Below are 2,833 nucleotides of genomic sequence, written 5' to 3'. Positions count from 1 at the left end.
GCGTTCATTGTCATGAACACGTGTGGTCAAGCCCTCGACCGATTAGTATTGGTCAGCTCCACACATTGCTGTGCTTCCACCTCCAACCTATCTACCTCGTCGTCTTCAAGGGGTCTTACATACTGGGAAATCTCATCTTGAGGGGGGCTTCACGCTTAGATGCTTTCAGCGCTTATCCCTTCCGTACATAGCTACCCAGCGATGCCTCTGGCGAGACAACTGGTACACCAGCGGTACGTCCATCCCGGTCCTCTCGTACTAAGGACAGCTCCTCTCAAATTTCCTGCGCCCGCGACAGATAGGGACCGAACTGTCTCACGACGTTCTGAACCCAGCTCGCGTACCGCTTTAATGGGCGAACAGCCCAACCCTTGGGACCTACTTCAGCCCCAGGATGCGATGAGCCGACATCGAGGTGCCAAACCTCCCCGTCGATGTGGACTCTTGGGGGAGATAAGCCTGTTATCCCCAGGGTAGCTTTTATCCGTTGAGCGATGGCCCTTCCATGCGGTACCACCGGATCACTAAGCCCGACTTTCGTCCCTGCTCGACCTGTATGTCTCGCAGTCAAGCTCCCTTATGCCTTTGCACTCTTCGAATGATTTCCAACCATTCTGAGGGAACCTTGGGGCGCCTCCGTTACTCTTTAGGAGGCGACCGCCCCAGTCAAACTGCCCACCTGACACGGTCCCTCTACCGGATCACGGTAGTAGGTTAGAACTCCGATACGATCAGGGTGGTATCCCAACGGCGCCTCCACCCAAGCTGGCGCTCAGGCTTCAAAGGCTCCCACCTATCCTGTACAGATCGTACCAAAGTCCAATATCAAGCTGCAGTAAAGCTCCATGGGGTCTTTCCGTCTTGTCGCGGGTAACCTGCATCTTCACAGGTATTAAAATTTCACCGGATCTCTCGTTGAGACAGCGCCCAAGTCGTTACGCCATTCGTGCGGGTCAGAATTTACCTGACAAGGAATTTCGCTACCTTAGGACCGTTATAGTTACGGCCGCCGTTTACTGGGGCTTCGGTTCACAGCTTCGGGTTACCCCTAACCGCTCCCCTTAACCTTCCAGCACCGGGCAGGCGTCAGCCCATATACTTCGCCTTGCGGCTTCGCATAGACCTGTGTTTTTGCTAAACAGTCGCTTGGGCCTTTTCACTGCGGCCCCCTCGTGCTATTCACACTACCGGGGCACCCCTTCTCCCGAAGTTACGGGGTCATTTTGCCGAGTTCCTTAACGAGAGTTCTTCCGCGCGCCTTAGAATTCTCTTCTCGCCCACCTGTGTCGGTTTGCGGTACGGGCACCTTCGCCTGGCTAGAAGCTTTTCTCGGCAGTGTGAGATCAAGACCTTCGCTACTGTAATTTTCGCTCCCCATCACAGCCCAGCCTTACGATGTGCGGATTTGCCTACACATCAGCCTCACTGCTTGGACGGACATCCATCAGTCCGCGTCCCTACCCTGCTGCGTCACTCCATTGCTCATAACGGCTTACGGTGGTACAGGAATTTCAACCTGTTGTCCTTCGACTACGCCTTTCGGCCTCGCCTTAGGTCCCGACTTACCCTGAGCGGACGAACCTTCCTCAGGAACCCTTAGGCTTTCGGCGGATCAGATTCTCACTGATCTTTTCGTTACTCATACCGGCATTCTCACTTCTGTACAGTCCAGCAGTCCTCACGATCTACCTTCACTCCGTACAGAACGCTCCCCTACCCATGCACACAAGGTGCAAGTCATAGCTTCGGTGGTGTGTTTAGCCCCGTTACATTTTCGGCGCAGAGTCACTCGACCAGTGAGCTATTACGCACTCTTTAAATGGTGGCTGCTTCTAAGCCAACATCCTGGTTGTCTGTGCAACTCCACATCCTTTCCCACTTAACACACACTTGGGGACCTTAGCTGATGATCTGGGCTGTTTCCCTCTTGACAATGGATCTTAGCACTCACTGTCTGACTCCCGGGGTAATGTCTGTGGCATTCAGAGTTTGACTGGACTTGGTAACCCTTGGCGGGCCCCGCACCCAATCAGTGCTTTACCTCCACGACACATCCCCCGAGGCTAGCCCTAAAGCTATTTCGGGGAGAACCAGCTATCTCCGAGTTCGATTGGAATTTCTCCGCTACCCCCACCTCATCCCCGAATTTTTCAACATTCGTGGGTTCGGGCCTCCAGTGCGTGTTACCGCACCTTCACCCTGGACAGGGGTAGATCACACGGTTTCGGGTCTACGCCTGCATACTATAGTCGCCCTATTCAGACTCGCTTTCGCTGCGGCTCCGCCTTTTCAGCTTAACCTCGCATGCAAACGTAACTCGCCGGTTCATTCTACAAAAGGCACGCCATCACCCATTAACGGGCTCTGACTTCTTGTAGGCACACGGTTTCAGGTTCTTTTTCACTCCCCTCCCGGGGTGCTTTTCACCTTTCCCTCACGGTACTGCTTCACTATCGGTCGCTAGGGAGTATTTAGCCTTGGCAGATGGTCCTGCCGGATTCCGACGGGGTTTCACGTGTCCCGCCGTACTCAGGATCCGTCTAGGCATACGTTCACTTTCGGCTACAGGGCTGTTACCTTTTGCAGCGGACCTTTCCAGATCACTTCACCTAATGAACTTTTGCCATGTTGACGTCCTACAACCCCAAGGAGCAAGCTCCTTGGTTTGGGCTAATCCGCGTTCGCTCGCCGCTACTGACGGAATCACTATTGTTTTCTTTTCCTCCAGGTACTTAGATGTTTCAGTTCCCTGGGTGTGCCTCCAATGCAGCTATGTATTCACTGCATGGTAACTGCGCATTACCACAGCTGGGTTCCCCCATTCGGACATCCC

The 2,833-nt window shown here is 54.0% G+C and carries 1 rRNA gene (only partly in view); it reads right to left on the bottom strand.

The window, feature by feature from the left end:
- Positions 1–22: 22 nt before the first annotated feature.
- Positions 23–2,833, bottom strand: a 23S ribosomal RNA gene (locus tag PCH01S_RS29105) (it continues 106 nt past the right edge of the window).

It is taken from the genome of Paenibacillus chitinolyticus NBRC 15660, assembly GCF_000739915.1.
Classification (GTDB): Bacteria; Bacillota; Bacilli; order Paenibacillales; family NBRC-103111; genus Paenibacillus_F; species Paenibacillus_F chitinolyticus.
Note: the sequence above shows the minus strand (reverse complement) of the source record. Positions and strands in the feature narration are given on the sequence as shown.